Annotated in this window: 21 protein-coding genes; 8 read left to right on the top strand and 13 right to left on the bottom strand. The window is 66.1% G+C overall.

Features of this window, described 5'->3' with window-relative positions; translation table 11 throughout:
- Position 1: 1 nt before the first annotated feature.
- From AC1DBQ_RS04990 to AC1DBQ_RS05000, 3 genes are all read right to left on the bottom strand, one after another.
- Positions 2-970, bottom strand: a complete 969-nt coding sequence (locus AC1DBQ_RS04990) for a carbohydrate ABC transporter permease (RefSeq protein WP_476927451.1) — start codon at positions 968-970, stop codon at positions 2-4.
- Complete coding sequence (locus tag AC1DBQ_RS04995; protein ID WP_476927452.1) at positions 967-1,914, bottom strand: carbohydrate ABC transporter permease; 948 nt, start codon at positions 1,912-1,914, stop codon at positions 967-969. The genes AC1DBQ_RS04990 and AC1DBQ_RS04995 overlap by 4 nt, the downstream gene beginning before the upstream one ends.
- A gap of 66 nt (positions 1,915-1,980) precedes the next feature.
- On the bottom strand, positions 1,981-3,297 hold the full coding sequence (locus AC1DBQ_RS05000; RefSeq protein WP_476927453.1) for an ABC transporter substrate-binding protein: 1,317 nt from the start codon (positions 3,295-3,297) through the stop codon (positions 1,981-1,983).
- A gap of 268 nt (positions 3,298-3,565) precedes the next feature.
- On the opposite strand from AC1DBQ_RS05000, the gene AC1DBQ_RS05005 reads away from it, so the two are divergent.
- Positions 3,566-4,891: a right-handed parallel beta-helix repeat-containing protein gene (locus AC1DBQ_RS05005; protein WP_476927454.1), complete on the top strand. Its 1,326-nt coding sequence runs from the start codon at positions 3,566-3,568 to the stop codon at positions 4,889-4,891.
- A 254-nt stretch (positions 4,892-5,145) separates the two neighbouring features.
- Positions 5,146-5,319 carry a hypothetical protein gene (locus AC1DBQ_RS05010; protein WP_476927455.1) on the top strand — a complete coding sequence of 58 codons (174 nt, stop codon included), beginning with the start codon at positions 5,146-5,148 and terminating at the stop codon, positions 5,317-5,319.
- Positions 5,320-5,834: 515 nt separating this feature from the next.
- On the opposite strand, the gene AC1DBQ_RS05015 is transcribed toward AC1DBQ_RS05010, so the two are convergent.
- The 9 genes from AC1DBQ_RS05015 to AC1DBQ_RS05055 form a co-directional block, all read right to left on the bottom strand.
- Entirely contained in the window at positions 5,835-6,440 is a 606-nt protein-coding gene (locus AC1DBQ_RS05015; RefSeq protein ID WP_476927456.1) for a TetR/AcrR family transcriptional regulator, read from the bottom strand.
- A gap of 101 nt (positions 6,441-6,541) precedes the next feature.
- Positions 6,542-7,273, bottom strand: a complete 732-nt coding sequence (locus AC1DBQ_RS05020; RefSeq protein WP_476927457.1) for an ABC transporter ATP-binding protein — start codon at positions 7,271-7,273, stop codon at positions 6,542-6,544.
- Entirely contained in the window at positions 7,270-8,412 is a 1,143-nt protein-coding gene (locus tag AC1DBQ_RS05025; protein ID WP_476927458.1) for an ABC transporter permease, read from the bottom strand. Before AC1DBQ_RS05025 ends, AC1DBQ_RS05020 begins: the two co-directional genes overlap by 4 nt.
- A gap of 302 nt (positions 8,413-8,714) precedes the next feature.
- Positions 8,715-9,068 carry a DUF202 domain-containing protein gene (locus AC1DBQ_RS05030; RefSeq protein ID WP_476927459.1) on the bottom strand — a complete coding sequence of 118 codons (354 nt, stop codon included), beginning with the start codon at positions 9,066-9,068 and terminating at the stop codon, positions 8,715-8,717.
- A 3-nt stretch (positions 9,069-9,071) separates the two neighbouring features.
- Entirely contained in the window at positions 9,072-9,467 is a 396-nt protein-coding gene (locus AC1DBQ_RS05035; RefSeq protein ID WP_476927460.1) for a YidH family protein, read from the bottom strand.
- A gap of 94 nt (positions 9,468-9,561) precedes the next feature.
- Positions 9,562-10,893, bottom strand: a complete 1,332-nt coding sequence (locus AC1DBQ_RS05040; RefSeq protein ID WP_476927461.1) for an MFS transporter — start codon at positions 10,891-10,893, stop codon at positions 9,562-9,564.
- Between the two features lie 150 nt (positions 10,894-11,043).
- The gene (locus tag AC1DBQ_RS05045; RefSeq protein WP_476927462.1) at positions 11,044-12,351 is read right to left on the bottom strand and encodes an MFS transporter; all 1,308 of its coding nucleotides are present in this window, start codon (positions 12,349-12,351) and stop codon (positions 11,044-11,046) included.
- Positions 12,352-12,399: 48 nt separating this feature from the next.
- Complete coding sequence (locus AC1DBQ_RS05050; RefSeq protein ID WP_476927463.1) at positions 12,400-13,326, bottom strand: MBL fold metallo-hydrolase; 927 nt, start codon at positions 13,324-13,326, stop codon at positions 12,400-12,402.
- 28 nt (positions 13,327-13,354) lie between these two features.
- Positions 13,355-14,734, bottom strand: coding sequence for an aldehyde dehydrogenase family protein (locus AC1DBQ_RS05055; RefSeq protein ID WP_476927464.1), 1,380 nt, complete (start codon positions 14,732-14,734; stop codon positions 13,355-13,357).
- Between the two features lie 159 nt (positions 14,735-14,893).
- Between AC1DBQ_RS05055 and AC1DBQ_RS05060 the strand changes: the two genes are divergently transcribed.
- From AC1DBQ_RS05060 to AC1DBQ_RS05085, 6 genes are all read left to right on the top strand, one after another.
- Complete coding sequence (locus tag AC1DBQ_RS05060; protein ID WP_476927465.1) at positions 14,894-15,694, top strand: SDR family oxidoreductase; 801 nt, start codon at positions 14,894-14,896, stop codon at positions 15,692-15,694.
- Positions 15,695-15,839: 145 nt separating this feature from the next.
- Positions 15,840-16,679, top strand: coding sequence for an IclR family transcriptional regulator (locus AC1DBQ_RS05065; protein WP_476927466.1), 840 nt, complete (start codon positions 15,840-15,842; stop codon positions 16,677-16,679).
- 163 nt (positions 16,680-16,842) lie between these two features.
- A complete protein-coding gene (locus tag AC1DBQ_RS05070) occupies positions 16,843-17,808 on the top strand; it encodes a PDR/VanB family oxidoreductase (protein ID WP_476927467.1) in 966 nt (321 codons plus the stop codon).
- A gap of 47 nt (positions 17,809-17,855) precedes the next feature.
- Entirely contained in the window at positions 17,856-19,055 is a 1,200-nt protein-coding gene (locus tag AC1DBQ_RS05075; RefSeq protein WP_476927468.1) for a cytochrome P450, read from the top strand.
- 443 nt (positions 19,056-19,498) lie between these two features.
- Positions 19,499-19,726, top strand: coding sequence for a hypothetical protein (locus AC1DBQ_RS05080; protein ID WP_476927469.1), 228 nt, complete (start codon positions 19,499-19,501; stop codon positions 19,724-19,726).
- A 68-nt stretch (positions 19,727-19,794) separates the two neighbouring features.
- Positions 19,795-22,422, top strand: coding sequence for a trehalase-like domain-containing protein (locus tag AC1DBQ_RS05085; protein ID WP_476927470.1), 2,628 nt, complete (start codon positions 19,795-19,797; stop codon positions 22,420-22,422).
- A gap of 59 nt (positions 22,423-22,481) precedes the next feature.
- Here AC1DBQ_RS05085 and AC1DBQ_RS05090 read toward each other — a convergent pair.
- Positions 22,482-23,646 (bottom strand): GmrSD restriction endonuclease domain-containing protein (locus AC1DBQ_RS05090; protein ID WP_476927471.1); only part of this gene is annotated, 1,165 nt, incomplete at its 5' end.

Consider the following 23,646-nt stretch of genomic DNA (forward strand, 5'->3'; position numbering starts at 1 on the left):
TTTATCCTTTGCTGGAGCCGAGGGTCAGGCCCGCCACGAAATGGCGCTGCAGGAGCAGATAGATGATCAGGGCCGGAACCGCCGTGATCATGGCGCCGGCGGCGATCAGGTTGTAGTTGGAAAGGAACTGGCCTTGAAGGTTGTTGATCGCGGTGGTGACCGGAAGGCGGTCGCCGCTTTGGATGAATAGCAGGGGCCAGAAGAAGTCGTTGTAAATGAAGATCACTTCGAGCGTGCCCATGGCGGCCAGGGCCGGCCGGCACAGCGGCAGGATGATGTCCCAGTACTGGCGCCAGACGCCGGCGCCGTCGACCAGGGCCGCCTCGGTGAGTTCGGGGGAGAGGGCCTTCATGTAGTTCGAGAGCACGAAGGTCACGAAGCCGATCTGGAAGGCGGTGTCCACGGCGATCACGCTGATGTAGGTGTTGAGCAGGTTTCCGGAGTCGCTGATGGCGTAGGGCAGCTCGAAGTGCTTGAACATTTCAAAGAGCGGGGCCGCGAGCACCTGCGGGGGCAGCAGGTTTCCGGCGGTGAACATGATCAGCAGKGTGATGTTGAACTTCCAGCTCACGCGGCTGACGGCGAACGCCATCATGGAGGCGAAGAACAGGATCAGGAACACGGACGGGACGGTAATGAGCACTGAGTTCCAGAACAGCTGGCTGAAGCCGCCCTGGGTCCAGGCTTGGGTGAAGTTGTCGAAGTTGAAGGCGCCGCCGGTGCTGAAGTAGCCGTACTTGTCCGTGTCCGCCTTGGGGCGCAGGGCCGTGAAGATGGCCCAGCCCAGGGGCACCAGCCAGATCGCGGCCATGACGATGAGSAAGCCGTGAGTGCCGTAGTGCCGTTTTCCCTGTTTGTTGTTGGCCGGGCGGCCGGGCCGGGGGCCGGTGCTGCCAGCGCCGGAGTTGCGGTGTGCGACGTCGGCCGGGGTGCCTGCCGCAGCGGCATCGGTTGGATGGGCGATGCTCATGCCTCTTTGTCCTTTCCGAACGCGCGGGACAGGTAGAAGGTGATGGGGATCAGGGAGATGACGAGCAGGATGACGGCCAGTGCGGAGCCGATGCCGATCACCTGTCCCTCGCCCACGAGGTTCTGGATGACGAGGGCACTGATGAGTTCCAGGCCGTTGGTGCCGCGGTTGATCACGTAGACGATGTCGAAGGCCCGGAGGGATTCGATGACGGTGATGACGATGATGATGACGTTGACCGGGCGCATGGCCGGGAAGATCACCTGGAAGAAGGTCTGGACCGAGTTGGCGCCGTCAATCTGGGCCGCTTCGCGCAGGGTGGGGTCCACGCCCTTGAGGCCGGCCAAGTAGAGGATCATGACGTAGCCGGCGTGCCGCCAGGTGGCGGCGAAGAGGGCAGCCCAGATGTTGACGCTGGAATCCCCGAACCAGTCGACGGCCTGGGGCGTGCCTGCCGTGCCGAGGACGAAGTTCAAGAGGCCGCTGTCACGGTTGTAGAACAGCTGCCAGATGATCCCGATCAGGGCCAGGGACAGCATCACCGGGGCGAAGAAGATGCTCTGGTAGATCCTGGTGCCGCGGATGTTCTGGTCCAGGAGCACCGCCAGCAGCAGGCCCAGCGGGGTGGCGACGAAGGCCAGGAACGCCAGCCACAGCACGTTGTGCTGCATGGCGGGCCAGAACGGCGGGTAGTCCTGGGCGATGAACTGGTAGTTTTCGGCCCCGGCGGGTTTGATGTCGGTCAGCTCAAGCCCGTTCCAGCGGGTGAAAGACAGCCCGACCGACATGAGGGTGGGGATCCAGACCATGACGAGCTGGATGAGCGTGGGGATGCCCACCATCAGGCCKAGCACCAGTTTGTCGCGGCGGGACAGCCGCCGAACCCGCCGCGCGGGKGCAACTGCCTTGCGCCCCCGMGCCGACGGATTGGTAGAGACACTCATGGAGATTCCTTGCTTTGGTAACTGCTGGGGAAAAGGCGCGCAGGAAATGCGTGTCGGGACACGCCGCTACTGGGCGGCGTACAGGGACTTGGCCTGGGCTTCCAGGTTCTTGACGTCGACCGTGCCGTCCTTGATGAAGGTCTGCAGGGCCGGGATCATCACGTTGTTGGCCATGGCGGGCAGGGCGTCACGGTCGAAGAACTGGCTGATGTTCTTGGCGCCGCTGATGGCATCGGCCAGTTTCTTATTGAGCGGCGTGAACTTCGAGGTGTCCGCGCCCTTGGCGGTGGCAATGTTGGACGAGTCCACCGAGGCGTACACATCCTGGCCTTCCGGGGTGCCTACGTAGGCCAGGAAGTCCTTGGCGGCCTGGTTCTGGCCGCCCTTCTTGGAGAGGAGGAGTCCGTCGATGGGCGCCTCGATGGAATCCCGGCCCTCCACCGCGATCTCGGGGAACGGGAAGAAGTCGATGTCGTCGGCGATGGCCTTGTCCGTGTACTGCTGGGTGAGGAAGGACCCGAGGAGGTACATGCCCGACTTCTTGTCCGCGAGGGACTTCGCGGAGTCCTGCCACGTCATGCCGAGGGAGTTCGGGTTCTGGAACGGCAGCAGGGCCTTCCAGGTGTCGAAGACGTCGCTGACTTTCTTCTGGTCCCAGCTTTCCTTGTGAGCGGTGAGGTCCATGTGGAACTGGTAGCCGTTCAGGCGCATGTTCAGGTAGTCGAACGTGCCCATGGCGGGCCAGCCGTCCTTGTCCGCAAACTCGATCGGGATCAGGCCGTMGCCCTTCATCTTGGTGGCCAGAGTCTTCAGTTCGTCGAACGTCGTGGGGACGGTGTAGCCCTTTTCCGTCCACAGGCTCTTGCGGTAGAAGAAGCCCCAGGGGTAGTTGTAGTTCGGGATCAGGTACATCTTGCCGTCGGCGCCGGTCGACGCCTTCTTCAGGGCATCCGAGAAGTTTCCACCGACCTTCTCCCAGACGTCATCGATMGGGGCGAGCAGTCCCTTGCCGGCGTAGTACTGCATGCGGTAGCCGGCGAACCAGGTGAAAGCATCGTCCGGGCTGCCCTGGAGGTAGGTGTTGATCTTGTTCTGGAAGTCGTTGTGCGCCACAACATTGGTGGTGATCTTGATGCCGGATTTCTTCTCGAAAGCGTCCGTCACGGCCTTGTAGGCTGCCTTGGGGACCTCATCCGAGGAACCCGAACCGAACGTGGCGGTGTTGGCGCCGCTGCTGGCAGGAGCGCTGCCGCCCGTGCAGGCCGTGAGCAGGGGAATGCCTGCCATGGCCACTGCTCCGGCACCGAAGGTCTTCAGCAGCGTCCGCCGGTCCCACCCGCCTTGGCTGGAAGCCCGGAGCAGTGCGTCCTCATGCATGGTCATAATTTCTCCTTTGAAATAACGCGGGTGACGTGAAGCAGCTCACATAATTAGATATCATAATCGCACAATAAGGAACGTCAAGTGGCAAAAAAGAACATTTCGCGTCAGTCGGATGCGGCCAGGGCCGTAACCTCCGAGGCTGGCGGTCCGCTCCGTTGACTTAGCGCTGGCGCGCTCTTAGCGTTAAGCCCCTCAGGGTGCCGATGTGGTCCGCCGACGGCGGTGGCGCCCGGATCCGCGGATACATGGCGAAAACCTAGGTGCACCCATGAAGATCAAGCCCACGGCCGCCGCCACCCTGGTCATCCTGCTGTTCCTGGCCGGACTGCTCGGCGATGCATCCGCGCCGGCGTCGGCCGCTGGGGTCACGTACTACGTGAGCGCGGACGGCAGTGACACGAGCAACGGAACATCACCCGCATCCGCCTGGCAGACCCTCGACAAGGTCAACGCCGCCGCGCTGCAGCCTGGAGATTCCGTCAGCTTCCGGCGCGGAGACGTCTTCTCCGGCGGCTTGGTGGTCAGCCGGAGCGGCACAGGCCGGCTCCGGATCACCCTGAACGCCTTCGGCGACGGGGAGCCGCCCGTCATCACGGGGGGACTGACGGGCACCTGCATCCGGCTGGACGGCAGCTTCATTGCCGTGGACGGCCTGCGGGCGGACTCGTGCGGATACGCGGGCTTCAGCGTCTATGGCGACCACAGTTCCGTGCGGAACTCCGCCGCGGCAAACAACGCCGCCGGGATCAAGGTGAGCGACGGCTCCGACTTCGGCAGCTACGCCAACAACACACTTACCGATAACAACATCATGAACGTCAATACGCCGGGGACGGGCTGCGGCACCACGACGGAGCTGAACTGCAGCGACGACTCCGGCGCGTTCGGCTTCCTCATCAACGGCAGCGACAACGAGTTCTCCGGCAACACCGTCTCCGGGTCCTCCGCGCTGTCCTACGACTTTGGCCATGATGGCAGCGCATTTGAGATCTTCAACGGGAACCGGAACAGAATCCACCACAATGTGGCGGTTGATAATAACGTCTTCTCCGAACTTGGGCGCGGCGGGGACGGCACCGCGGACAACAACACGTACAGCTACAACCTCATCAGGTCCACCTGCGTCCCGGATTGCGGTCAGGCCATGGGGCTGATTGCGCGCGGCACGACGTCGTCCTTCGGCCCGACCAACGGCACCACGTTCGAGCACAACACCGTGTGGCTGGACGGTCCGGATTCCCAAGCTGTGGTCTGCCACGCCTCCTGTCCCACCTCCACCGTCATCCGGGCCAATATCCTCGTKGCGGTCCGCAACTCGCTGTGGATGGACAGTTCGGGATGGACCGAGGAGCAGAACGTCCTCAACGGCCCCACCAACATGGTCCCCAGCGCCACATCCACCACCGAGCCTGCCGGCTTTGTGAATCCCCCCGCCGATCTCCACCTCACCGGAGCGAGCCCGGCGATCGACCGCGCGGGCGAGAGCCCGTTTCCCATCGATCTGGACGGGCGGCCGACCACCCAAAGTGCCGGCTGCCAGGGTGGCGGAGCGGCCGACGCCGGAGCGTACGAGTACAAGCCGGCCAGCTGCTGAGCGCCTGCGCCGCCGGGGCGGACGCCTCAGCGGAGGCCCGCAACGCGCAGGGAGCCGCCCCTGGTGCATGACTGGACGGTCCGGCCCAACGACTGGAACTCCAACCTCATGGTGCTCGCTGACTTCAACCTGGACCGGATCGACGACCCGCTCTACGACGCATTCATCTCMACGGGCCCTGGCCGCCGACCGGGCTGCACGCAGTCCCGCGGACGATCTTCGACGACGACAAAACCAAACACTTCTACGACCAGTTGGCCTGGTTCTCCAAACCCGACGGCACCTCGCTGCTACGCGGCCTGACCTACGGGCAGCGGGCCGRAACATGCGACTTCATMCAGCGCATCTCCCGGGACATGACCCGCAGCGAAGTGTCCTGGCGGATCTCTGACCACTACCCGCTGTCGTGCGAGCTCCGGCTCACCTGAAACGCCCCGTCCGGTCTACCGGGTTCCGACCGTCCGGCGGAACCAACCGGCCTGCAGGAGGGCAGTGACCCGATAAATACGGCCTCTACGCAGCCGGGCTCACCGTGTCGGCATGGCGACGGGCTGCCTTCCATTGGCCGTTTTCACGGCGGTACACCTGTGTGGCCCGGAGAGTGACGGTCCATTGGACCACGCAGTTCCGCCTCGGGGTGCCGGACACGGACACGGGATCGATGGGCTCGCTCACGGCTGGATTCCCAAACAGCTTCTGAACTGCGGAAACGTCGGATTCTTGGCTGCACAGGCGTTCTCGCATCCACTGCAATTCCCGTACTTTCCATGCCGATAATGGACCTTCAGTCAAGCTACGGCCGCTTTGGCTAAGCGCAACGACGACGGACGATAGCCTTGAGGCGCCCTTGCCCTGACCGTCGACGCTCGTGGTACCGCCGTGAGCCGGCACTCGAGGCAGGGCTGCCCATGCGGGACGAATGTCGTCAATAGGACGGAGAAGCTCAGGTTCGTGTACCAGCAGTGTCTACCGTGTGGTGTTCGGTCACGAAGGGGCCGAGCAGCGTCCTGAGGTGGGAGTGGACTTGGTCGGGCGTTTGGCCGGATTCGAGCATGCGGGTGCCGGCGTGGACGACGGAGTTGATCATCTCTGCCAGCGACTCGGGGTCCGGAACCCCGAGATCTGTGAGCGTCTCTATGAGCGGTTCCTGAAGCTGGCGGTGCATCCGGGTGGCTTGTTCGTCGAGTTCGGCTCCCGGGGCCAATGCCGCCAACGCTGCCCCGACGGCGTGGGCTCCTTCGGCGACAAGGTCCACGTTGGCCGTGGCGTAGGCCAGGATGCTGTCCGCTTTGGTGGGGGCGGCGGCCATGGCGCCGGTGACACGCTCGGTCCAGCGCGGGAAAATGTCCCGGACCAGAGCCTGGAGCAGGTCCTGCCGGGAGTCGAAGTACTGGTAGACGCTGGGCCTCGAGAGTCCGGCCCGCAAGGCCACGTCGGCCATGGTCGGCGCTTCCGAGGTTTCCTGCAGGAGTTCATGGGCAGCGTCCAGTAGCGCGCGCTTCTGTGCGGCGCGGTGCTCCGCGACGGTGGCGGCACTGATTCTGGGCATTGCGGGATCCTTTGACTCTGACTGACTTACGCATCAAGAGTACGGCGCGCGACGGCGGCCTGCTGAGCAGGCCGCCGTCGTCGTGCCCGGGGTCGGGCGGGTTAGCGGACCGGGGCGGGGGCACCTACGCGGCCGTCCACCATTTCAACGACGCTGTCGCAGTAGCCCAGGACGTCGTGGTCGTGGGTGACCATGACGGTTGCGACGCCGTGTTCGTGGCTTTGCCGTGCGAGGAGTTCCACGACTTCGCGGCTGCGGGCCCGGTCCAGGGACGCGGTCGGTTCGTCCACGAGGAGGAGTTTCGCTCCGGTGACGAGTGCGCGGGCGATGCCGACGCGCTGGCGTTCGCCGCCGGAGAGCTGGCCGGGGCGGTTGGTCGCCCGGTGGGCCATGCCGACGGATTCCAACAGCGCTACAGGGTCGAAGGTCTTCGGGCCGCCCGCGAGGCGGTTGACCAGGCGGAGCTGGTCCGCCGCGGTCAGTGCGGGGATGAGGTTGCCGGACTGGAAGACGAAGCCGATGTTCGCGAGCCGGAACGCGGCGCGTTTGCCCTGGCTCAGCTGGGAGAGGTCATGACCGTTGACCGTGACCGTTCCGGAATCGGGGGATGCCAGGGCGCCGGCGACGGCGAGCAATGAGGATTTGCCGGAACCGGACKGCCCGACGATGGCGAGGAACTCGCCTGGAGCAACATCGAGGCTGACGTCATCGAGKGCTGTCACCCGGGTGTCGCCGTCGCCGAGTTCCATCACCGCGTGGCGGATGGACAGGCCGGCGGCCTGCGGTGCGTCGGCACGGCTTGCCCCGGCTGCGGGAAAGGTGGGGTTGGTCATCGCTGTCCTCCGAGGGCGTTGAGCGGGTTGATCCGGGAAATGCGCACCACGGCCACGGCGGCACCGATCAGGCCCAGCCCGATGGTGAGAGCCGTGGCGATGGCGATCGGTGCGGCCTCGAGAGCGAACGGCATGGCKGCCGGCATGGCGGCGCCCAGTCCCAGGCCGGCGGCCACGCCGAGCGCAGTGAATCCCACCAGCAGGATGGCGGCCTGGGCCAGTCCATCCCGGAGGAGGTAGCCAGTCGAGGCCCCGATGGCCCGCAGGATCGAGATTTCGTGCTTGCGCTGGATGGTCCACACCGTGAAGAACGCGCCGACCACCAGGGCGCAGATCGCGTAGAGGAAGACCTGGATCATGCTCAGGGTCATGGTCTCGGCCTCATAGCCGGGAGATGCATTGAAGGCGGCGGACAGGGACTTGCTGGACGTTCCGGCGGCAGTGTCGCCGGCGGCAAGGTCAAGCTTGGCGCCGGGCTTGGCCTGGACGGCGACGACGCTGGCGGTATTGAAGTCCAGCGAGGACAGCTGCGCGGCGCTGGGAGCTCCGGCTGCAGCCTGGCCGGAGGCGATCAGCTGCCAGGTTTTCAGGGGCAGGTAGGCCACGTCGACGTGGCCGAAGGTGGCCTGCCCTTCAGTGAAGCCAACCACTTTAAGTTTCGTGCCGATCCGGTCCAGCGTGACGACCGTGCCGAGGTCGATGCCCTCAGCCTTCGCGGTCGAGGACACGACAATGCCGTCAGGACCCCCGAGACCGCTGCCCGCGGACCGGGACGGTTCCAGGAAGGACCCKGGTTCGATGCCGAAAAGCGTGAGGTCGACCTGCTTGCCGGAATCGGTGGTGGCATTGGCCATACCCACGCCCATCTTTTCGGCGGCGGCCACGCCCTCGACGCCGCGCCAGGCGGTGAGCTGCTGGTCATCGGTGACGGAGCGGGAGAACGCGTTATCGGTCTTGGTGCCCTGGTCGAAGGCGATGGCGGTCACGGGCATCGATTTGAGGCCTGATACGCCGTCGTTGACGAGGCCGGAGGAAAGGCCGGAGAGCATCACCATGAGAACGGCGATGAGTGCAATGACACCGCCCATCAGGCTGAAGCGGCCACGCGCGAAGATCAGTTCGCGGAGTGCAAGGAACATTGACAGTCCTAGGTTAGATGGGGAAATGCAGATGCTGACACGTTGTCGGCATCTTTCCGACAGGCTGTCAGGAAAATGCAAACATTTCAAATCTCACATGCGAAACGGCGCAAGAGATCCAGTCGGAGGGCTGATCCACACCCGGTAAGGCGGCTGGCTAAGCGGCCAAGTCGACAATGCAAAGCTCAAGCCACCGCAGGACACAGCAGCAGTTTCCGCCAGCGAGCATTCCGGGCTCTTGCGGTACCCAGGCTGGAGACGGTGACACGCAAGTTGGTGCAAAGTGGGGGTCCGTCGTAACCTCAGGGCCGTTGCTCAACAGGGATGAACAAGACGGTGAAGATACCCAGGCCGGCAAGGACAACGACGCTTGCGGCGACGGCGGCGACGGAGGCGACGTCGGGCATGAGTACTTCATGTTTGATGCCGTGGATGGCGCGGTGAAATCTTCGCGTGCGGGTGAGGTTGATAACCAGGGCCGTAACGACGGAGGCCGCCACGAGCGTGGCCGCGAACCAGCCATGGTGCGGCATCCAGCGAAGGAAGGCTGCGGCTGCGACCGTCAGGGACAGGGTAGTGCGTCCCCACGCCATGTCTGTGCGTTCCGGCTGGAGTCCGGGGTCGTCATGGATTGGCGTCTCAGATGCGCGAGGCATGGATTAGACGGGGCGGACGAGGACGAAGACCGTCATGATGGCGGCGACGAGGCCTCCGCCGATTGCCAGAACCGGGGCAATCCAAGGCAGTGGAAGCGGGTCTTTGCGGCGCATGGAGCGTTCAACATTTAGCCAGCGGAAGAATGAGCCCCCGCCGATGAGGAGCGCGAGAACGAGGAGCAGGACGGCGACCGTTTTGCGCAGCTCGGGGCCGAATAGATCGGCCATGAAGGCCTCGACGGCGACACCGCCGGCGAGCAATGCCAAGGAGGTGCGGATCCACGCTAGAAATGTTCGTTCATTAGCCAGGGTAAACCGCGGGTCAGGTTCGGTGCCGAAGCCCAGGATCCGGCCGGAAACGCCGGATCTTCCACCGCCGCTGGCGTTGAAATTCTCCATGGGTGTTTCCTTCCGTGTCCATCGATTGTTCTTCAGCTCAGGCGAGTGCGGAGGCCGCGTTGCGGCCTCCGCACCGGGTCCCTGCGGTGATGTTTTAGGCCTTAGTGACTGCCGCGATTGCTGTTGCCTCGGCTCCGGCTGCAGGGGTGGCCGCCTCGAGTGAGAAGGCGGCACCTACGTCAAGGCCGAGGCGGCGGCGGTCGCGCTGCTGGTTGACGAGTACCAGGGCCAGGACGCCGAAGGTCAGCATGAGGCCTCCGGCCAGGGCGAACGCCGCACGGTAACCATCTGCCGGGGTGGCTGCGCCGCCGATCAGGAATCCGGACACTGCCGGTGCGAACACGCCTCCTGTGGTGAGGACGGCGTTGGCGATGGCGAGGTTGGCGCCGCGCTGGCCAATGGTGGTCAGTTCTGCCACGACCAGGTAGGTGATGGCGAAGAGCGCCGGTGCGGTACCGAAGCCGAAGACCATCAGGGCGATGGACAGAAGGGGGGCGGTGGTMATTGTCGCCCCTAGCAGGCAGGCCCCGGCGAAGGCGCCAGCACTCCCGAGTACCCAGCCGCGGGCCTTCCTGGTGGGAACGCCTTTAAGGTGCAGGCGCTGGGTCAGAGCGCTGAGGCCGATAGTGGCAATGGTGCCCCATGCTGCGGGCAGAGCGATCATGGCACCGGACTGCTGCCCGCTGAAGCCGAGGACGTTCTGGAAGTAGGCAGGTCCCCAGGACATGGCGAGGGTGAAGGTCCAGTAGCCGAAGAACGAGGCCAGGACCGCGAAGATCCAGCTGGGGGAAAGGATGGTGCGCCAGTAGCGGATCTTGGTTTCGGTCACCACAGGAGCCTCTTGCGGTGCTATGCCGTCGATTTCCTGTTCTGCTTTCCGGCTCGTGTAAGGGCCTTCCTTGCCCACGATGACCCAGAAGACAGACCAAACCAGTCCCGCGATGGCCAGCACGGCAAAGGCGGTCTGCCACCCAAATTGTCCGATGACCCACGCCAGGACCGGGGCGAACGCCACAATGCCCAACGTCACGCCGGACGATGCCAGCGCGGCGGGGGTGGCGCCCTTCTTCTCGGGGAACMACTTGTAAATGCCATGCATTAAGACCGGTGCCAGCGGGCCCTCGCCGGCGCCGAGCAGCAGGCGGCTTGCCCAGAGCGCGGGAAGGGAGGCGAACAGCAGGATGGGAACCTGTGCCACGGACCACAGCAGGCACAGGACCAGCAGGATCCACTTGCTAGATACCTTGTTGGCGATGGGGGCAGCAACGATMTGGGCCACGCCGAAGGTAAGGAACATGGCACTGCCCACCAGGCCAAACTGTTCAGGCGTGATGCCCAGCTGTTTCATCAGGGGGACGGCGGCGATGCCGAGGACGGCCTTGTCAGCCCAGCTGAGCATCATCAGGAAGAGGAGGCTGAACGTCATGAACCAGCCGTAGCGGTTGCGCTTGGCCMGGGACCAAGTCCGGGGATCGCGGGAGGTCGCGGAGCCCGGCGTCATACGGGGAGTTTCAGACACAGTTTGCCCAATCGTTGAAGGGGAGTCTTTGCCGGTTTCACCGGCGTTTCCTCGACTCTAGGCTCGTGTGACCGGCCTTACATTTGAGCTTTCCGTTGGGCGGAAAGCCACTTTTGGCAGTGGGGCACACCGCCGACGCTCCCGCCGTCGGCCCGTCCCAAGGAACACCAGCAGAGTCATCCCCAGAGTGCTCAATCCACATGTCAGCCACCAGGTGGCGCCCCAGCCGCCGGTGGTGGTGGCGAGCAGGGCAAACAACATGGGTCCCAGAAAGTTTCCCACGTTGAAGATCTGCTGCGTGAGCCCGAGCACGGCGGTGACAGAACCATTTGCGGGTGCGATGCGCACCGAGTAACTGGTCACCGCGGCAGGGATGAGGCCCCCGACGGCGGAAAACAGGGCGATGAGGACAACCTGGACGAGGATGCCGTTCGCGACGTCGTCCCAGCCGACGGCGAACGTGGCCACGGAAGCGGCGGACATCGACAGGAAGGTCCAAAAGATAACTCTCCGCTCCGACAGGCCCCGCTGGATCAGCGGACCGGCGCTGAGGGCCCCGATGGCGTTCACGCCTCCGACTATGGCGCTGAGTATGCCCGGCCACGGACCGTTGAGCCCCGCTGCCCGGTAAATTGAGGGCAGGAAGCCGAGTACCGCCATCCACTGCGCCGTGTAGCAGGCGAAGACCAGGCCTATGATCCATGGCCGGCGGGTGGAAACGGTTCGGCCAACCCGCAGCAGCGCCGGCCGGAGCCCGGCCTCGGCAGGGGGCACATCCTTCKGCACCCGGCGCAGCAGCAGCGGCACCGGGAGAAGCGTGAGAATAGCCATGACCAGCCACCATTCGCGCCAGCCTGCCGTCTGTAGGAATAACGCACCCGCGGCCAGGCCGATCAGCGTGGCTGTTCCCTGGAACGTGGCCCAGCTTGCCAGTGCAATGTTCAACCGCCGGGGCGGGGCCACTTTGCGGATGAGGGCAGGGGCGACGACCACGGCCAGCAGGAAGCCGACGCCCTCCAGGGTGCGGGCTGCCATCAGCCATTCGGTGCTGGGGGCGGCAGCGCCTAGCACGGAGGCGGCGCTGAGCAGGACCAGGCCGGAGATGAGGAGACGGCGCAGGCCAGCCGTTTCACCGGCCACGGCCGTGGCCAGGCCACCGACTACGCTGGCCAGCTGGATGATGCCGAGCAGCAGGCCGGCCTGGATTAGTGAGGTGCCGAGATCCGCCTGGATGCCGGCCAGGGCGGCCGGAAGTTTCCAGATGTGCATGGCCGCCGCGATGCCCGCAACGAGGACGGCAAGCCAGGCCCCGTCCGCCGTCGACTTTGTGTMATCGAGTGGGGTGGTGTGCGACGGCAGTGCCAAGAGTGGTCCTTCCTGCAGGTGAGGGGGGTTCCTTAGGGCAGGGCGATGTTAGGCGGGCGCCAGGACGGGACTGCCGATGCGGAACCGCTGGCCGCTGACGGCTACGTTCACAGGGCCATCAAAGGTTGAGGCGGCACGGCCGCGCCACCACTCCGGCTCCGCACGCCCGGCCAGGTGTGAAAGGACAAGGCGCCCCACGCCGGCGGCGGTAGCCACCCGGCCGGCTCCCTCCGGCGTGGTGTGTGCGATCTGCTRGTGGTTCAGGAACTCCGGTGCGAAGCCCTTGTCTGCATAGAAGTCCAGGTTGACCGCTTCATGTACCAGGACGTCCGCTCCTTCGGCGAGCAATGCCATGGCCTCGCATTCGGCCGTGTCACCGGAGAACACCACAGAKCCGGCGTCGGTTTCGAAGCKGAATGCCAGCGCAGGCCGTACGGGCGGGTGCTCCACCAGGATGCCGGTGACCTTGACCCTGTCATCCTCGTAGACGTCAAAGGGGCGGCCCGCCGCCGGTGACTTATGTGCGGGCGTGGCCAGTTCCACAGTGTGCACCAGGGAGACCAGGTCCGGGCGGGCCTCGTCATGGACCCGGATGTCGATGTCGTAGKAGAAGGCTTTCAGCGAGTGGGACACCAGTTCACCTGTGCCGGAAAGCCCGGCGCCGCCGTCGCGGGTGGCGTCCTTGCCCGGGCCAACAATGGAGACAGGGCCGGTGAAGCCCTCCACCGGGTTCCCCCAGTTMCATAGCAGGAAGCCGGGAAGTTCCACCACGTGGTCCGAGTGCAGGTGGGTGACAAAGCCTGCCACGAAGTCTTTGCCCCGGAGTCCTGCCTCGTGGGCGGCGCGGGAGCAGCCGAGGCCGAAGTCCACCATGTAGAAGGCATCGCCCACTATCAGTGCGCTGGAGATGCCGTTTTCCGGTCCGCGGATGGCCGGGCCGGCGGCGGTGCCGAGAGTGATCAGTTCGACGCTCACAGGAAAGTCCTTCTGCAGAGTTTTGGGGTCAGGAGTGGGGGCGGCCATTGATGACGCGGGTTTCCAGGTATTCCTCCAGGCCCCAGCGGCCGCGTTCACGGCCGATGCCGGACGCTTTCCAACCGCCGAATGGGGCGTCGGGTTCCACTAGGGTGTGCTGGTTGATCCAGACCGTTCCGGCCTCAATGCGTGAGGCGGTGGCATAGGCGCGCTCCTGGTCCGGGCTCCAGACGGATGCGCCGAGGCCGAATTCCCCCGCATTCAGCCCCGTGATCGTCTCATCGAGGTTGTCGTAGGCCACGATGGGCAACGCCGCTCCGAACTGCTCCTGTTYCACCAGGTCCATGCCCGGTTCGGCGTCGACCACCACCGTGGGGGCGAGGAAATAGCCGGGCAGGTCGCAACCGGAGGTGCCGCCGGTGATGATGCGGGCGCCGGCGCCTACGGCGGAGTCAACCAGGCCGTGGACCAGCTTGAGCTGGGACTCGTTGTGCATCGGGCCCATGGTGGTGCCGTCCGCAATGCCGTGGCCCAGCACATGACGGGCTGCCTCGGCGGCGATGGCCTCAGCCAGTTCCGCGCTGCGGCTGCGCGGTACATACACACGCTTGACMGCCATGCAGACCTGGCCAGCATTGCGGAAGGCGCTGCCGACAATGCCGCGGGCGGTGACAGCGATGTCCGCGTCGTCCAGGACGATGGCAGGATCGTTTCCGCCGAGCTMCATGGTGACGCGCTTGACCGTTGAGGCGGCCTGCTGGGCGATGGAGATGCCCACCTMCGTGGAGCCGGTGAAGGAGATCTTGCGGATGTCAGGAGAGGTGCTCAGGGCCAAATTTACGGTCCGCCGCGAACTGGTCCGGGCCTGCAGGACGCCGGCCGGAAGGACCTCGTTGAGGAGATCCACCAGCGCAAGGGTGGACAAGGGCGTGGACGGCGAAGGCTTGGCGATCACAGTGCAGCCGGCCACGAGGGCAGGGGCCAGTTTCACGCAGAGCAGGGAAATGGGGAAGTTCCACGGCGTGATGGTGCCAACAATGCCCACGGGCCGGTACTGGACCTCCAGGCTGCGGTCGGMGCGCGGGTTGAGTTGCTGGGCTTCGTCCCACTCGAGGTCGKCGTAATATTCGAAAAGGCCTGCAGCCACGGAGAACTCACCGGCAGCATCGGCCTTGGGCTTGCCTTGTTCCCGGGAGAGCAGGGTGGCCAGCGTGTCCAGGTCACGGCGGATCAGTGCGGCGCATGCATGGAGGGCGCTGCGGCGCGTTTCCCGGTCCGTAGCCCAGCCGGCGGACGCTGCGCGGGCGGCCGCTACCGCCACCTCAACGTCCTGCGCGGTGTTGTCTGGAGCGTGTCCAACAAGCTCAAGGGTGGCCGGGTCATGGACCTCGTACTGGGCTGCCGTCATGGTTTGTCCTTTCGGCCGGGAGGKAATTCTTATCCCAGTGTCATGGCACCGGTCACAATTTGCGGGGGACCTTTCCGTCCAACGGAAAGCGCTCCGCGAGGAAGGGAGTCAGCTTGCCACTATGGAGTGAAGCACGTCACGCACTTACCAGGAGTCCCCATGTCCCAAGAGCAACTGCCCATCGTACTCACCGGCGTTTCCTCCGGAATCGGGGCCCGGGCGGCCCGGATCCTCTCCGGCCGCGGCGTCCCGCTGATCGGCATCGACCGTAACGCGCCAACGGAGTTCAGCGGCACGTTTGTCCAGGCGGACCTTTCGAGTCAGGCCGGCATTGACGCCGCCGCGGCAGCAGTCGCGGCTGCAGCACCGAATGGCATCGCGGGACTGGCGAACATCGCCGGGGTCCCTGGCACAGCACCGTGGCGAACCGTGCTGGCGGTCAACGTCTTCGGCGTCCGCGGGCTGATCCGGGCGCTTGCACCCTTGCTTGGCGAGGGGGCAGCCGTGGTGAACCTCGCCTCCAGCGTTGCCGTGAACTGGCGGGAGGTCAAGGCAAAGTGCTCTGCTTTCKCGCTTGCTGACGATGAGGCCGTCGCGCTGGAGTCCGTTGCCGGCGACGCGGAGATCACCGGCGAGTCCTACCTCTTCTCCAAGCAGTGCGTCCGGTTCCTCACCGAGCACCTGGCCGCCGAGCTGCTGCCGCAGCGCATCCGCGTCAACAGCGTCAGCCCGGGACCCGTGGCCACCCCCATCCTCGAAGACTTCAAGAAAGACCACGGACGCGACAAGGTTGAGGGCGCCGGCGCCCTGCTGGGCCGCTTCGGCGACCCGGACGACATCGCCCCCGTCATCGACTTCCTCCTCCGCCCCGAATCGGGCTGGGTGAACGGTTCGGATATCCGCGTGGACGGCGGTCTGGGTGCGTACCGCGGCTCCGGCCTCGCCGCTGTGGCCGGCTGAACGCCGTGGCCACACGGCGGATGCATTAACGTACGACGCCGGTGCCTCGCCTTTTCGCGCTAGGGGGCACCGGCGTCGCGCCTAAAATGGCAGGACGCAGCGCTACGCGACGTGCAGCGCTCTCCAGCACTCAGAAGGGTGACCCATGGCAAACGCTGCCCCGGCAGGCCGGACCACCCGGCGCCCGGGTGCGACGGCCGCGCCCAAGCGTCCGGCAGCCGACGGCGGTGCTGCCGACCGCCAGGCGGCCAGTGTCACCTCACGCGCCCTCGCCCTGTTGGGCACCTTCGACGCCGAACACTCCGTCCAAAGCCTCAGCTCCATGGCCCGGCGCGCAGGGCTGCCGGTGGCCACCGCACACCGCCTGGCCGGTGAGCTGGTGGCGTGGGGCGGCCTGGAGAAGGTGAACGCCGAATACCGCGTGGGCCAGAGGATCTGGCGGCTGGGCCTGCTGGCGGCGGCGCAGCAGAACATCGCCGAGGTGGCGGCTCCTTTTATGCAGGACGTCCTTTTTGTCACCCACAACGTGGTGAATCTGTTCATTCTGGACGGCGAAGAGGTCCTGCTGGTGGAGCGGATGTCCGGGACCGGCGCGGGCCAGCCGTTCCGGCGCGTGGGCGCACGCCTGCCGCTGCACGCAAGTGCCGCAGGCAAAATCATGCTTGCCTACGGGGCCAAGGACCTGTTTTCCTCCGCTATCCAGCGGCTGGAGCCGCATACGCCCCGGACCATCACACACCCCGGGCAGCTGGCCGCCGAGATCGAGCGGGTCCGCGCTAACGGTTACGCCACCACTGAGGAGGAAGCCGGCCCGGACAACTACGGTCTGGCTGTCCCGGTCTTCCTGCCGAACAAGCAGGTGGTGGCCGCGCTAGGAATCGTCACCCGGGGGCGTCCGGCACCGGTGGGGAGTGTGGTTCCCGTCCTCAACATCGCCTCGCGGGKAATCGCACGGCGGCTGGGCGTGGAGCATCTGCCGCAGTAGTTCTGGCCTGTACGCCTCCGACCGGCMAATCTTTCCGTTGGATGGAAAGATTTTCATGACCTGTGTCGTGGAACACCTAACCTCAAGTAAGCCCTTAAAGAGGCCGGACCTCCGGCCCAAGCCTGCTCGGCAGGCGAGCCGTTCCAAAGGAAGTGAAGACCCCATGACTGCATCTGCAGGAGCCACCATCGACGCCGTCGTCGATCAGGTGGACATCGTGGCCGGCCAGGTGGTCTCCCTGGTGCTGCGGCGAGCCGACGGCCAGCATTTTCAGCCGTGGCAGCCCGGCGCGCACATCGATGTCCATGTGGGCGACGGCTTGGTGCGCCAGTATTCCCTGTGTTCATCGCCGGAGGAGCTGGACCACCTGCGGATCGGTGTGCTGCATGTGCCTGATTCCCGGGGTGGGTCAAAAGCGGTGCATGCACTGCTGGCCGGAACGCCACTGACCATCTMAGAGCCACGCAACAACTTTCCGATGCGTGAGTCGCGGCGCTACCTCTTCCTCGCAGGTGGCATCGGTATCACGCCGCTGATTCCGATGCTTGAGGCGGCCGAAGCTGCCAGCAAGGAATGGACCCTGATCTATGGTGGCCGGAGCCGGAACACTATGGCCTTCGCCCAGCAGCTGGAGKACCGGTACGGCCCGGACCGTATCCGCATCTTTGCCGAGGACGAGGTGGGCCGCCTCGACCTTGACCAGATCCTCGGCATGCCCCGGGCACACATGCTGGTGTACGCGTGCGGTCCGGGCGGGCTGCTCGGCGCCATTGAAGAACGCTGCATGGGCTGGCCTCCGGGCGCCCTGCACACCGAACGCTTCGTGGCATCCACACTGGGCGCCGCGTCGGCCAACGCACCGTTTGAAGTGGAACTGGCCAGGACCGGGACCACTGTGACCGTCCMGAACGACAAGACCATCCTCGAAGCCGTGGAAGAGGTGGGCGTGCGAGTCCTGTCCTCCTGCCGTGGCGGTTTGTGCGGCACCTGTGAAACCCAGATCATCTCGGGTGAGCCCGAGCACCGCGACGCAGTGTTATCGGAAGAAGACCGTGAAGCCGGCGAGGTCATGCTGGTCTGCGTCTCCCGCGCCGCCGCCGGTTGCCCGCGCCTCGTCCTGGACCTCTAGCCACCTCACCTATCCACCCAAGTTCTTCCTCACCAGGAGTGTTTCCCATGAGCGTTACCACCCATGAAGCCAATGTATTGGGCGAGGACCCTTTCGACACGGCGAACCTCCTGGACCCGTACCCGTTCCTGGGACGACTCCGCGACGCTGGCGCCGTCTCCTACCTGGAGAGCACCGGCAGCTATGCCGTGGCGGGCTATCAGGAGGTCTACGAGGTCCTCACCGACTTCGAAACCTATATCTCCTCCGGTGGCCTGGGTCCCAGGGACATTCGCAAGGACTCGGGCTGGCGCCCGCCGAGCATCCTCGAATCGGATCCGCCCATCCACACCGTGATGCGCCGCGCGCTGACGGGTGTCATTAATCCAAGCGCCGTCCGTGCCCTTCGCGAGCCGTTTACACCGCCAGCTGTGGAGCTRACCGAGCAGCTGGCGCAACGCGGGACTTTCGACGCCATCACGGACCTCGCCGAAAAGTACCCCCTGCGTGTCTTCCCGGACGCGGTGGGGATTCCCGACGTCGGACGTGAACATCTGCTGCCGTACGGCAATATGGTGTTCAACGCCTTCGGCCCGGAGAACTACATCTTCAAGCAGGCTTTCGCCCAGGGCGACGAGCATGCTGCCGCGGTGATGCGGAACTGCCAGCGTGAAAACCTTGACGACGTCGGCTTCGGCGCCCAGATCTGGAAGCGCGTGGAGGACGGGCTGATCTCGGAGCAGCAGGCCACGCTGCTCGTCCGCGCGCTGCTGTCCGCCGGCGTGGACACCACCATCTTCGGCATCGGCAACACCCTCTCCGTGCTGGCACGCTACCCCGAGGCTTGGGCCCAGCTGCGGGAAAACCCCAGAATGGCMAAATTTGCCGTTGACGAGGCGCTGCGGCTGGAATMGCCGTTCCAGAAGTTCCACCGGACCGTCGCCGTGGACACCGTCCTCGGCGGTGTGCACCTGCCTGCAGGTGMCAAGGTCCTGGTGTTCCTCGGGGCCGCAAACCGTGACCCGCGCAAATGGGGCGAGAACGCCGATGACTTCGATCTCAACCGCAATGCGTCAGGCCACGTCGCGTTCGGAATGGGCCTGCACCAGTGCGTCGGGCAGCCGATCGCCCRGCTCGAAATGGAAATCGTCCTGCAGCAGCTTCTGGAACGGGTGGCGACCATCGAGCCGGAGGGTGCCCCGGTGCCGATCCTGCACAACGTGCTCCGAGGCTTCGAGTCCCTGCCGGTGCGGATCACGGCCGGGTAGATCTCCTAGCTTTTCGCGGTGCTGTCTTGACCTCCCTTACGCGCACAAGCCGCGGGGRYCCGCCGTGCAGGTGGGGCGTGGCGGGAACTGCCCCCAAGATGAACGCCATTCAAAACGCCCACTTCCCGCAAATTCCGGACGCCGATAACGGACGTTTCGTCAACCTAGGCTGACGTCGTCACGGCTATCGACCGCAGGCAGGGACTCACAGTCTCCGGTGGTGACAGACTTCCCCGTCTTCGTAGCCGTGCTCGATTCCTGACAGACCGCGGCCTGGGGATCCCCTAGCCAGGGTCCGGCCGAGAACAGGCACTTGTTGCCTGCCCCGCTGCACCAGGTCCACGGAGAATAGTTGGGCAGAACGTTTGCTCAGTCACTGTCTGCACAAACCGCCCCTTTCCTGACGGGGGAACGCTGGCGGGCGTCTACTGCGAAGTGGCCGGTTGGTGCGGTCTACGGGCTACGTCGTCGTCGAGCTCAACACGGGCAAATTCCAGCCCGAATATGCCGGCAAACTCAATTTCTACGTCGTGCTGGCCGAACGCAGGTTCGGCCGCAACAGCCTCGGGCCCGCGACCTCGCTCATGGCTGTAATCAGGCGTCTCCAGGCCGTTGCAGACGTTACACACTTGCAACAGCCGGGACACCGCGGCGAAATCGGCCCGGGATGATACTTGGATTATGCCCTCCCGGGGGCAATCTCATGCAGGCATTGGGGACTACTCGAAGGACCGCGCCGATGCCCACTCCGCTTAACCAGTCGCTCGCTGACTCCGCACTGCTGACCAAATCGCTGCCGCTGGGCCTGCTCCGGGCCTTTGTGCAGACTGACGCCGCGGACGACGGGCTGACCCCGCAACTGCTGGCCGAACTCAAGATCCTGGCCCGCACGCCCGGGCTGCTCGTGGCATGCAACTACGGGGGAACCCTCTGCACCGCGGAGGGMATCTCGACCGAGACCCTGCCGCTGGGCAGCGCCGCCATTGCGCTCCGGGCGTTGGCCGCCCTCCCGAATACCCATGCCGCCGTCGTATCCGGCCGGTCGCTGCGCGATCTCGCCGCCGTCTCACGCCTGCCCGCCGAGGTGCATCTGGTGGGCTCGCACGGTGCCGAGTTCGACATGGGCTATGCCCACAGCCTCTCGCTGGCCACCGAGTCCGTGCTCCAGCAGGCCCACCAGGCGCTCGCCGAAACGGTCGGGGCCCACCGGGGCATCACCATTGAACGCAAGCCGGTCGCCGTCTCCGTCCACACCCGCTCCGCGGCGCCGGACATCGTTGCCCTGGCCACCCGGCAGGCGTCGGACATTGCCCAGGCGCACGGGCTGCACTTCATCGTGGACGGCTCGGTGCTGGACCTTTCCGTCGTCGAACCGTCCAAGGCCACCGCCTTGGAGCACCTGCGCTCCGTGCTCGGTGTCAGTGCCGCCCTCTACGCCGGCGACGCCTCCAGCGACGAGCTGGCCATGGCGACGCTGCGCGGGCCGGACATGGCGCTGCGCGTGGGGGAGGGGCCAACAGTGGCGGCCCACCGGCTCCGGGACCCGGAGTCGTTCGCCCGCGTCCTGGCGATACTATTCGAGCTGCGGCGGGCGTGGCTTTTCGGCGAGGACGCCGTTGGCCTGGAACGGCATTCGATGATCGGCAACGGATCCTCCACCGCGCTGATCACGCCGGATGCGAAAATCTGCTGGATGAGCCACCCGCTGCCGGACTCGGGGTCGCTGTTCGCCCACTTGCTCGGCGGTGACGCGGCCGGCCACTTCTCCGTGGAACCGGCGAAGTCCTCGCAGGTCCTGGGCCAGCGCTACGTGGACAGCACCATGATCGTCGAAACCCGCTGGGCCGACGTCACCGTGACGGACTATCTGGAACCGGCGCCGGCGGGCATCACCAGCCTGGTTCGGGTGCTTTCGGGCACCGGCACGGCCCGGATCGTGTTCGCCCCGCGGCCGGACTACGCGAATGCGCCGTTCAGCATGGAGGCGCGCGGGACTGAGCTGCACGTGGTGGGAACCGCGGATCCGATCATCCTGCGGGCGCCCGGCGTGAGCTTTTCCATCACGTCGGACGGCCGGCACGCCACCGCGACGKGCGACGTCGACCTGCGGGACGGGCCCGTGGTCCTGAACCTGCGCTGCGGCGATACCGAACCGCAGCCTGCGGTGGCCGAAGACGAGACGGAGCGGCGCTCCGCCGTCGCGCATCATTCCCGGCGCTGGGTCCATGAGCTGCAGATGCCGGGCGTGAAGCCGTCGCTTGTCCGCCGGTCCGCGCTGGTGCTGCGTGCCCTGGTTCACGAACCCACCGGCGCGGTGCTGGCCGCGCCCACCACCTCGCTGCCGGAGGGAATCGGCGGAACCCGGAACTGGGACTACCGGTACTGCTGGCTGCGGGACGGGTCCATGACGGTCAACGCCCTCGTGGACCTCGGATCCACGGCCGAGGCCGAGGGTTTCCTGGCCTGGCTGGGCCGGATTCTGGATCACGCCCCGGGCCCGGAGTGGCTCCATCCGCTGTATTCGGTGACGGGGGCGCCGCTGTCCACCGAGGCCATCATCGAGAGCCTGCCAGGCTATGCGGGATCACGCCCGGTCCGGATCGGCAATGCGGCCGACCACCAGGTGCAGCTGGACGTGTTTGGCCCGATTGCCGAGCTGATCGACGCCCTCAGCTCCCGCCAGGGTGTGCTCTCCGACGACCACTGGGAGCTGATGGTTCAGATGGCCGCGGCCGTGCTGGCCCGCTGGCATGAGGCGGACCACGGCATCTGGGAGGCCAGACGGGCGCCACGTCACCATGTCTACACGAAGGTCATGTGCTGGGTGGCGCTGGACCGGGCGCTGCGCACGGCCGGCCGGCACGGCCGGGAACCATTGCCGGCGTGGGAGTCCACGGCGGCGACCATCCGCGAGGAAGTCCTGCGCGAAGGCTGGGACGAGTCGGCGGCTTCCTACACCGTGGCCTACGACAGCCCGGACCTGGACGCAGCCGTGCTGCACATCGGGCTCTCCGGCCTGCTGGACGTCAACGACCMCCGCTTCCTGGCCACGGTCACGGCGGTGSAGCGGGAACTGAGGGTGGGTCCCACCGTGTTCCGCTACAGGTACGACGACGGCCTGCCGGGTCTGGAGGGCGGCTTCCACATCTGCACGACGTGGCTGATCGAGGCCTATATCGCCGTGGGCCGGATCGAGGAGGCCTGGGACCTCTTCGACCAGCTGGTCAACCTTTTCGGCCCCACGGGGCTGTTGCCGGAGGAATACGATCCTGGCACGGAAACCCACCTGGGCAACCATCCCCAGGCCTACTCGCACCTGGGCTTCATCCGCTGCGCCCGGCTCCTGGATGAACACCAGAAGAACTGATCAGCAGCCCAGTCCCTGACAGACTGCAGGCGGGCCGGTGGTCCGCACGCCGGCCGGAGCTACTCGCAGCCGACGCCGTCCCCGTCGCGGTCCAGCTTGCTGCTGTACCCCGGCTGGCCGACGTGGATGGGTGCCKCACCGGCKGCGCGGACCGCGGTGCAGTTTGCGTAGTACACGCCGGCCGCCGGTGCTGGCGCGGGTGCGGGGGCCATCTGGACCTGCGCCGGGACCGGCTGCGGCGCTGGCTGCTGTGCCGGCTGCTGTGCTGGGGCTGGGGCGGCCTGCGCGGGAGCGGTGGCCGGCTGGTTGGTGGGCGCCAGAGCATTCGGGCAGTCGGACAGGACCCGCGCCATGGCATCGTGCTCGGCCTGGGTCACCCAAAGGCCGTAGCTGGACTTCACCGAAATTTGGCGGGCGACGTAATCGCAGCGGTAGGCCTTGTTCGGCGGGAGCCAAGTGGCGGCGTCGCCGTCGCTCTTGCTTTGGTTGGCGGGGCCGTCCACCGCCAGCAGGTTCAGGGGATCATTGGCGAAGGAGAGCCGCTGCCCGGGGCTGAGTTGTTRCGCGCMCTTCTGCCAGGCGTCGCTGAGGGCCACGACGTGGTCGATCTGGACTGCGGTGCTGGTGGCGTTGCCGCGCAGGAAGTTGATGGCGGCGGCCGTGTAGGGGTCGTTCAGGACGCCTGAGAGGACCACGCAGTCCCGCGTTCCGGGCTTGAGCGCGACGGATTTGAGGTCGCGGCGGAGCACATCATTACGGGTATCGCAGCCGTTGTGGTCGACGTCGGACCACGCCGGGCCGAACTGGTCGCGGGAATAGCCCGTCTTCGGCGCACGGCCCTTGACGGGGAGCGTCGCCAGCACCGCGAGGGCCTTGCTGGCGAACGCGGGCTGCTGGTGCGGGGCGTCGACGCCGGGGGCATCGACTCCGGGGGGCGTGTCGGGATCCAGCGGTGTGCTGTCCGCGCTGGCCGTCGCCGTGGCAGAGGCTGCCGCGGTGCCGGGGCCGACGACGCCGGTCCCGGCGGCCGGGGTTAGTGTCCCGGGGCCGGCGCACGCCGACGTCGCCACGAGCAGCAGGCCCGCGACGCCGCGGGCAATCCAGTCGACCGCGCCGATCTTCCGCCCGCGTGTGGCCTGTGCCCCGCGGTCAGATGCGGGACCGCTGCTGGCCGGGACACTGAGTGATCGGCTACTGCCTGATTGGACGCCGGCTGCTTCGACG

The organism is Arthrobacter sp. 10T413_2, assembly GCF_056394205.1.

What these genes read in the sequence shown, in the direction of transcription:
- AC1DBQ_RS05015 (WP_476927456.1), bottom strand. Translation starts at nt 6,440, where the DNA reads ATGCCCAGAATCAGTGCCGCCACCGTCGCGGAGCACCGCGCCGCACAG.
- AC1DBQ_RS05030 (WP_476927459.1), bottom strand. Translation starts at nt 9,068, where the DNA reads ATGCCTCGCGCATCTGAGACGCCAATCCATGACGACCCCGGACTCCAG.
- AC1DBQ_RS05035 (WP_476927460.1), bottom strand. Translation starts at nt 9,467, where the DNA reads ATGGAGAATTTCAACGCCAGCGGCGGTGGAAGATCCGGCGTTTCCGGC.